The organism is Streptomyces sp. NPDC056600 (assembly GCF_042792855.1).
In the GTDB taxonomy this organism is placed as follows: Bacteria; Actinomycetota; Actinomycetes; order Streptomycetales; family Streptomycetaceae; genus Streptomyces.
Window position 1 is genome coordinate 1 of sequence record NZ_JBHTVQ010000117.1, and the last position, 8,616, is coordinate 8,616.

General features: G+C 70.4%; 7 protein-coding genes. 2 read left to right on the forward strand and 5 right to left on the reverse strand.

Annotated features, from left to right (window positions below):
- Positions 1-45: 45 nt before the first annotated feature.
- From ACFRAV_RS30910 to coxB, 4 genes are all read right to left on the reverse strand, one after another.
- Entirely contained in the window at positions 46-1,314 is a 1,269-nt protein-coding gene (locus ACFRAV_RS30910; RefSeq protein WP_382560803.1) for an Ig-like domain-containing protein, read from the reverse strand.
- Positions 1,315-1,477: 163 nt separating this feature from the next.
- On the reverse strand, positions 1,478-1,876 hold the full coding sequence (locus tag ACFRAV_RS30915; protein WP_382560805.1) for a cytochrome c oxidase subunit 4: 399 nt from the start codon (positions 1,874-1,876) through the stop codon (positions 1,478-1,480).
- Complete coding sequence (ctaD, locus tag ACFRAV_RS30920; protein ID WP_351114424.1) at positions 1,873-3,606, reverse strand: cytochrome c oxidase subunit I; 1,734 nt, start codon at positions 3,604-3,606, stop codon at positions 1,873-1,875. The genes ACFRAV_RS30915 and ctaD overlap by 4 nt, the downstream gene beginning before the upstream one ends.
- Positions 3,603-4,565, reverse strand: a complete 963-nt coding sequence (gene coxB, locus ACFRAV_RS30925; protein WP_382560808.1) for a cytochrome c oxidase subunit II — start codon at positions 4,563-4,565, stop codon at positions 3,603-3,605. Before coxB ends, ctaD begins: the two co-directional genes overlap by 4 nt.
- A gap of 345 nt (positions 4,566-4,910) precedes the next feature.
- On the opposite strand from coxB, the gene ACFRAV_RS30930 reads away from it, so the two are divergent.
- Positions 4,911-6,329 (forward strand): cysteine desulfurase/sulfurtransferase TusA family protein, encoded by a 1,419-nt coding sequence (locus ACFRAV_RS30930; protein ID WP_382560811.1) that lies wholly within the window; start codon positions 4,911-4,913, stop codon positions 6,327-6,329.
- A 396-nt stretch (positions 6,330-6,725) separates the two neighbouring features.
- Here ACFRAV_RS30930 and nadA read toward each other — a convergent pair whose 3' ends face one another.
- Positions 6,726-7,910: a quinolinate synthase NadA gene (gene nadA / locus ACFRAV_RS30935; RefSeq protein ID WP_382560814.1), complete on the reverse strand. Its 1,185-nt coding sequence runs from the start codon at positions 7,908-7,910 to the stop codon at positions 6,726-6,728.
- Between the two features lie 303 nt (positions 7,911-8,213).
- Between nadA and ACFRAV_RS30940 the strand changes: the two genes are divergently transcribed.
- A complete protein-coding gene (locus ACFRAV_RS30940; protein WP_108953788.1) occupies positions 8,214-8,570 on the forward strand; it encodes an iron-sulfur cluster assembly accessory protein in 357 nt (118 codons plus the stop codon).
- Positions 8,571-8,616: the final 46 nt, after the last annotated feature.

Sequence of the window (8,616 nt, forward strand, 5' to 3'; positions counted from 1 at the left end):
GCCCCTTCCGGCGTCCCTCGGTCCCCCCTGGCCCCGCGCGCCCCGTCAGAGCGACTGCGGGGACAGCCGCGCCCGGTCGGCGGGCGTGGGGGCGCCGGCCGAGCCGCCGACCGCGGAGCCGGACTTCCACTTGTCCCAGTCCAGGTTCCAGTCGCCGAAGCCGTTGCCGAACGTCTCCATCATGTCGCCGTCGGAGTTGACCACCTCGACCACGTCGCCCTCCTTGACGTTGTCGAAGAACCACTCGGCGTTCTCGGTGCTCATGCCGGTGCAGCCGTGGCTGACGTTGGCGACGCCCTGCGAGCCGACCGACCAGGGCGCGGCGTGCACGTACTCGCCGCTCCAGGTCACCCGGGTGGCGAAGTGCACCGGCAGGTCGTACGACTCGGCGCTGCCCTCCGCGATGCCGACGCTGGTGCCGCGCATGCGTACGAAGCGCTCCTTGGCGAGCACCACCTTGACGCCGTTGCGGGTGTCGAACCCGGGCTTGCCGGTGGTCACCGGGAGGCTCTTGATCTCCTCGCCGTTCTTGTAGACGGTCATCCGGTGGGAGCCGGCGTCGGTGAGGGCCACCACCTTGTCGCCGATGGTGAGCTCCAGCGGCTCGCCGCGGCCGCCCCACAGCCGGTCGCCGACCTTCACGCCCTCCAGGTGGCTGCGCACCTGGACGGTGGCGTGGGCGGGCCAGTACTCCCTGGGGCGGAAGTGGAGTTCCTTGTCGTCCACCCAGTGCCAGGAGCCCGCCACGGCGGGCGTGGACTCCACCCGCAGGGCGCGCTCCACCACGGCCCGCTGGGCGGGGCTCTTCACCGGGGTGTTCAGCTCGGCCGTGACGGGCTGCCCGACGCCGTAGGTGCCGGTCTTGGGCCCGAACTTCACGTTCAGCAGGTGCTTGGCGGTCGGCTTGCCGGTGGCGAAGTTCAGCACCTTGCGTCCGGGCGCGCCGTCCTCGTCCACGGTGCTCACCCGCACCGTGTAGCGGGCGTTGCCGGCCAGCGGCGTGGTGCTGTGCCAGCGGCGGCCGTCCGCGGAGAGTTCGCCGGCCAGGTACCGGCCGGTCGCGTCGACGGCGGTGACGTCGGTGATGCGGCCCTCGAAGGAGTCGGCGGTCAGCTCGACGGGTTTGTCGGGGTCCGCCTTCCGGCCGCTGCCTATGGGTCCCTTGAGCACGATGCCGTTGGCCGCCTGGTAGGCCTCCGGGGCGGCGAGGGGCTGTTCGGAGGAACCGCAAGCTGCGCTGGTGACCGAGAGGGCGGTGGCCAGCAGGGCGCCGGCTGCGGTGCGGGGGCGGGTGCGCGCGGTCGTGTGGTTCATGCCACCACGCTAGGGAGCGGCGCGGTCACGGGCAGCGCGTGATGCGCCGTCCGGGTGACGGCCGGCGGCCGGGCGTGGCGCGGCACGACGGCGCCCCGGGTCTCCGTGCGGAGACCAGGGGCGCCGGGGTGTTCAGCGAGGTGCGCCTCCGGGGAGGCGGGGCTCACTGGGTGCGGTTCTCACCGCGGTAGTACTCGAACACCCAGCCGAAGAGGCCGACCAGGATGAACGGGGCGGAGAAGAAGATCAGCCACCAGCCGACCGCGATCGACAGGAAGGCGAACGCGCCGCCCAGGCCCAGCAGCAGCGGCTGCCAGCTGTGCGGGGAGAAGAAGCCGAGCTCGCCGGCCTCGTCCGCGACGTCGGCCTCCTTGTTGTCCTGCGCCAGGGTGTCGATCCGCCGGGCCGTGAAGGCCAGGTAGTAACCGACCATGAGGCACAGGCCGAAGGCCAGGAAGAGCGCCGTGGTGCCCGCGGGCTCCATCGACCACAGACCGTAGACGACAGCCACGGCCAGGATGAAGACGCTCAGCCAGATGAACATCTTGCCCTGGATCTTCACTTGCCGGCCTCCTTTCCACCAGCGAGAGAGGCGGACTCGACATCGCGGTTCTCGAGTTCGTCGTAGGCCGCGAGGTCGGGGTGGTGCAGGTCGAACGCCGGGGATTCACTGCGGATCCGCGGCAGGGTGAGGAAGTTGTGCCGCGGCGGCGGGCAGGAGGTCGCCCACTCCAGCGAACGGCCGTAGCCCCACGGGTCGTCCACGCCGACCGGCTTGCCGTACTTGGCGGTCTTCCAGACGTTGTAGATGAACGGCAGGAAGGAGAGGCCGAGGACGAACGAGCCGATGGTGGACACCGTGTTGAGGGCGGTGAAGCCGTCGGCGGCCAGGTAGTCCGCGTAACGGCGCGGCATGCCCTCGGCGCCCAGCCAGTGCTGCACCAGGAAGGTGCCGTGGAAGCCCACGAACAGCGTCCAGAAGGTGATCTTGCCCAGACGCTCGTCGAGCATCTTGCCGGTGAACTTCGGCCACCAGAAGTGGAAGCCGGCGAACATCGCGAACACCACGGTGCCGAACACCACGTAGTGGAAGTGAGCCACCACGAAGTAGGAGTCGGAGATGTGGAAGTCAAGCGGCGGCGAGGCCAGGATCACGCCGGTGAGACCACCGAAGAGGAAGGTGACCAGGAAGCCCACCGACCAGAGCATCGGCGTCTCGAAGGACAGCGAGCCCTTCCACATGGTGCCGACCCAGTTGAAGAACTTCACACCGGTCGGGACCGCGATCAGGAAGGTCATGAAGGAGAAGAACGGCAGCAACACGCCGCCGGTCACATACATGTGGTGCGCCCACACCGTCACGGAGAGACCCGCGATCGCGATGGTCGCGCCGACCAGACCCATGTAGCCGAAGATCGGCTTGCGGGAGAAGACCGGGATGATCTCGGAGACGATGCCGAAGAACGGCAGCGCGATGATGTACACCTCGGGATGGCCGAAGAACCAGAAGAGGTGCTGCCACAACAGGGCGCCGCCGTTCGCGGCGTCGAAGATGTGGGTGCCGAACTTCCGGTCGGCCTCCAGCGCGAAGAGCGCGGCGGCGAGGACCGGGAAGGCGAGCAGGACCAGGACACCGGTCAGCAGCACGTTCCACGTGAAGATCGGCATGCGGAACATGGTCATGCCCGGCGCACGCATGCAGATGATCGTGGTGATGAAGTTGACCGAGCCGAGGATGGTGCCGAAGCCGGAGAAGGCCAGACCCATGATCCACAGGTCACCGCCGAGACCCGGCGAGTGGATGGCGTCGGACAGCGGGCTGTAGGCGAACCAGCCGAAGTCCGCCGCGCCCTGCGGCGTGAGGAAGCCGCCGACCGCGATCGACGAGCCGAACAGGTAGAGCCAGTAGGCGAACATGTTCAGCCGCGGGAACGCCACGTCGGGCGCGCCGATCTGCAGCGGCATGATCCAGTTCGCGAAACCGGCGAACAGCGGCGTCGCGAACATCAGCAGCATGATCGTGCCGTGCATCGTGAACGCCTGGTTAAACTGCTCGTTCGAGATCAGCTGCGTGCCCGGGCGCGCCAGCTCGGCGCGCATGAGCAGCGCCATCAGGCCGCCGATCAGGAAGAACACGAACGAGGTGACCAGGTACATCGTGCCGATGGTCTTGTGGTCGGTGGTGGTGAGCCACTTGACCACGACATTGCCCGGCTTCTTGGTCCGGACCGGCAGCTCGTCCTCGTAGTGCGAGCCCGGCGCGGCACCCTGGGGTTGGTTGAGGATGCTCACAGTACGTTCGTCTCCCGGTTCTTCTCGTGGCTCGTCTGAGCGATGCCAGCGGGAACGTAACCGGTCTGCCCCTTCTCAGCGAGGTCCTTGAGGTGCTGCTCGTAGCGCTCGGGGGAGACGACCTTCACGTTGAACAGCATGCGGGAGTGGTCGACGCCGCAGAGCTCGGCGCACTTGCCCCGGAAGGTGCCCTCCTCGTTCGGAGTCACCTCGAAGACGTTGGTGTGTCCCGGGATCACGTCCTGCTTCATCAGGAACGGGAGGGTCCAGAACGAGTGGATGACGTCACGCGAGGTGAGAACGAAGCGGACCTTCTGGCCCTTGGGGAGCCAGAGCGTCGGACCGGGGTTGCCGGTCTGCTCGTTCCGGGTGGCCGGGATGCCGAAGTCGTTGACGCCGCCGGCGTTGTCCGGGAACGCCTCCCGGAACTTCTCCGGAATGGCGTCCAGGGCCTTGTCGGTCTTGGCGTCACCGGTGACACCCGGGACGTCCTCGATGTAGTTGAAGCCCCAGCTCCACTGGTAGCCGACGACGTTGACCGTCACGTCGGGCTTGTCCGCGGTCTCGAGGAGCTTGGCCTCGTCGCGGGCGGTGAAGTAGAAGAACACCGAGACGATGATGAGCGGGACGACCGTGTACAGCGCCTCGAGAGGCATGTTGTACCGGGTCTGCGGAGGTACTTCCACCTTGGTGCGGCTGCGCCGGTGGTAGAACGCGCTCCACAGGATCAGTCCCCACACGAGCACGCCGACGGCGAGCGCCGAGGCCCACGTGCCCTGCCACAGGAAGAGGGTCCGCTCGGCCTCTTCGGTGGTCGGGGTGGGCATGCCCAGGCGAGGGAAGTCCCTCCAAGTTGTGCAACCAGTCGCGGTCGCCAGGACCAGGCCCGCAGTCAGTGCCTGCAGCAGCTTCCGCCGCATCGGGCGCCGCGGCGAGCGGTCGGAGCCGTTGGGACTCACGTAGCGCCTTCCCGAGAGTCTCGCCCGCGCTGGTTGGCTGCGGCCTTAACGCTGGTCGGTCGCCGTCCTGCGTCGGGCAGGGGTTTGGATGTTTATGCGGACCAAACCCTACTGGACGCTTTTTGGGGTCGCGCGAGGAGGGTCCCCCAACGCGCCGCCCGACACCCCGAAGGGGTGGCGACGTGGACGGATGTCGTGTCACCGCGCCCGTGACGGCGCGTCGTTTTCACCCGTTTGACGGTCTCTCGCCCGGGTGCGGCGCGGGCCGGCGGTCGGCTCCGCGGCCGTCCGGCGGGACCGTCCGGCCTCGCGAATCAGGGCCGAACGGCCCGGTAGCGTTCGGGCGTGCCGTACTTCGACGCCGCCTCCGCGGTCCCCCTCCATCCCGTCGCCCGCCAGGCGCTTCTCGCATCGCTCGACGAGGGGTGGGCCGATCCGGCGCGCCTCCACCGGGAGGGCCGCCGGGCCCGGATGCTGCTGGACGCCGCGCGCGAGGCCGCCGCGGACGCGGTGGGCTGCCGCCCGGACGAGCTGACCTTCACCACCTCCGGGACCCGCGCCGTGCACACCGGCGTGGCGGGCGCGCTGGCCGGGCGGCGGCGGACCGGACATCACCTGATCGTGTCAGCGGTCGAGCACTCCTGCGTGCTGCACGCCGCCGAGTCGCACGAGGCGGGCGGCGGCGAGGTGACCCGAGTGGGGGTGGACCGGGGCGGCCGCGTCGACGCGGCCGCGTTCGCGGCGGCGCTGCGGAAGGACACCGCGCTGGCGTGTCTGCAGTCCGCCAACCACGAGGTGGGCACCCTCCAGCCGGTGGCCGAGACGGCCGAGGCCTGCCAGGAGGCCGGCGTTCCGCTCCTGGTGGACGCCGCGCAGTCGCTGGGCTGGGGGCCGGTGGAGGGGGCCTGGTCGCTGCTGGCGGCGAGCGCGCACAAGTGGGGCGGGCCGGCCGGGGTCGGGCTGCTGGCGGTGCGCAAGGGGGTGCGGTTCTCGGTTCCGGGGCCGTCGGACGAGCGGGAGTCGGGGCGGTCCCCGGGGTTCGAGGACATCCCGGCGGTGGTCGCCGCGGCGGCCTCGCTGCGGGCGGTGCGGGCCGAGGCCGCCGCGGAGGCGGCGCGGCTGCGGGAGCTCACGGAGCGGATCCGGGCGCGCGTCCCGGAGTTGGTGCCGGACGTGGAGGTCGTGGGCGACCCGGTGCGGCGGCTGCCGGGGATCGTGACCTTCTCCTGTCTCTACGTCGACGGGGAGGCGCTGCTGCACGAGCTGGACCGGGCGGGCTTCTCCGTCTCCTCCGGCTCCTCCTGCACGAGCAGCACGCTGGTGCCCAGTCATGTGCTGAAGGCGATGGGGGTGCTGAGCGAGGGGAACGTGCGGGTGTCCTTGCCGCCGGGGGCGGCGGGGGCGGACGTGGAGGACTTCCTCGACGTGCTGCCCGGGGCGGTGTCGCGGGTCCGGGCGCAACTGGGGGCGCCGGCGGGAGGCGGGACGGTCGACGCCTCCGCCGACGGGGCGGGTTCCGCGGCCTCGGACGAGGACGCGGAACTGATCGTCGACACGCTGGGGCGGCGGTGCCCGATCCCGGTGATCGAGCTGGCCAAGGTGATCGGCGACGTGCCGGTGGGGGGCCTGGTGCGGGTGCTCTCCGACGACGAGGCGGCGCGGCTGGACGTCCCGGCGTGGTGCGAGATGCGGGGGCAGACGTACCTGGGCGAGTCCCCCTGGCCGGGGGGCGGCACGGCCTACCTGGTCCGCCGCGAACAGTGACGGCGGGGGCCGCCGTCACCCGGGCGCGAGGTCCCCGCGACGGTACTGGCGGGCGGGTGCAGGTGCTTGCGCAACGTTGACGTGAGGTCGCGTGCGATCGCGCCGCCCGCGCCCGCCCGTGCCGCCCCCTGGGCGGCCCAGCCGCCCGCAGGGCAGTCAGGTTGGTTCGGCCGGGCCCCCGGCGCAGGGGCGGCAGGCAGGTCCGTTCTCCTGCGGGCAATCGTGCCGCTGGGGCGATGGGGGTCCCCCCTGCTCGAGCGAAGCCGAGAGCTTGGGGGAGGGTGGGCGCAGGCCGGCGCGTACGCAACCGGGCCTCACGTCCACGCCGCGCAAGCACCCGCGCCGCACGCGACGGCACCAGTCCCGCACACCCGCACCGCCCCGGGGAGCGAACCGTTAAGGAAGGGCCAGCATGCGCTCGAGGGCCAGCTTCGCGTAGGTCTCGGTCTCCCGGTCGACCTGGATGCGGTTGACCAGCTTCCCCTCCGCGAGGGACTCCAGCGCCCACACCAGGTGCGGCAAGTCGATCCGGTTCATCGTCGAGCAGAAGCACACCGTGCGGTCGAGGAAGACGACTTCCTTGCCCTCGGGGGCGAATCGGTTCGCCAGCCGCCGCACCAGGTTCAGCTCCGTGCCGATGGCCCACTTGGACCCGGCAGGCGCCGCCTCCAGCGCCTTGATGATGTACTCCGTCGACCCCACCTGGTCCGCCGCCGCGACGACCTCGTGCCGGCACTCGGGGTGCACCAGCACGTTGACGCCCGGGATCCGCTCCCGCACGTCGTTGACCGAGTCCAGGCTGAACCGCCCGTGCACCGAGCAGTGCCCGCGCCACAGGATCATCTTCGCCGCGCGCAGCTCCTCGGCGGTGAGCCCGCCGTTCGGCTTGTGCGGGTTGTAGACGACGCAGTCCTCCGGCGACATCCCCATGTCCCGCACCGCGGTGTTGCGCCCCAGGTGCTGGTCGGGGAGGAACAGCACCTTCTCGCCTTGGCCGAAGGCCCACTCCAGCGCCCGCTTCGCGTTGGAGGAGGTGCAGATCAGCCCGCCGTGCCGCCCGGTGAAGGCCTTGATGTCGGCGGAGGAGTTCATGTACGAGACGGGGACGACCTGCTCGGCCACGCCCGCCTCGGTCAGCACGTCCCAGCACTCGGCGACCTGCTCGGCCGTCGCCATGTCGGCCATCGAGCAGCCCGCGGCGAGGTCCGGCAGCACGACCTTCTGGTCGTCGTTGGTGAGGATGTCGGCCGACTCGGCCATGAAGTGCACGCCGCAGAAGACGATGTACTCCGCCTCCGGGCGCGCCGCGGCGTCGCGGGCGAGCTTGAAGGAGTCGCCGGTGACGTCGGCGAACTGGATGACCTCGTCACGCTGGTAGTGGTGGCCGAGGACGAAGACCTTGTCCCCGAGCTTCTCCTTGGCCGCGCGGGCGCGCTCCACCAGGTCCGGGTCGGACGGCGACGGCAGGTCGCCGGGGCACTCGACGCCCCGCTCGCTCCGCGGGTCGGCCTCGCGGCCGAGGAGGAGCAGCGCGAGCGGAGTCGGCTGGACGTCGAGCTCCTGGGGCTGGGCGGTGGTCACTACACGCACCCTTTCTGTTCTGCGGGTTTCCCCGGACGGGGAGGCTGGTCACGCCTTTTCGTCTAAATGACGCTATCTATCATAACCGCTGCCGCCCGCATTCCGGCAGGCCGATTGCGTCGATGTGACGTGAATCCCGGTCGGGCCCGGCGGCCCGGTGGACGCTGTGATGCGCCCCGGGCGTGTGCGAGCATGAGGGAAGGACGAGAGCATTGCCTGTCCGTCCGGGCCGCGCGGAATGAATCCGCGGCCGGGCGGGTTGAATCGTCGGCAAGCAGTCTCCGTACAACCCGGGAGAGATAGATGTCCGTATCGGACGAGAAGACCACCGTCACCGACGGCATCGTCCTGAGCGACGCCGCCGCGGCCAAGGTCAAGGCCCTGCTCGACCAGGAAGGCCGCGACGACCTCGCGCTGCGCGTCGCCGTCCAGCCCGGTGGCTGCTCGGGTCTGCGGTACCAGCTGTTCTTCGACGAGCGCTCGCTCGACGGCGACGTGGTCAAGGACTTCGACGGCGTGAAGGTCGTCACCGACCGCATGAGCGCCCCGTACCTGGGCGGCGCGTCCATCGACTTCGTCGACACCATCGAGAAGCAGGGCTTCACGATCGACAACCCGAACGCCACGGGCTCCTGCGCCTGCGGCGACTCGTTCAACTGAGCCGGTCACCCCGGCTCGGCACCGAGGGCGGCGCTCCCCTGACGGG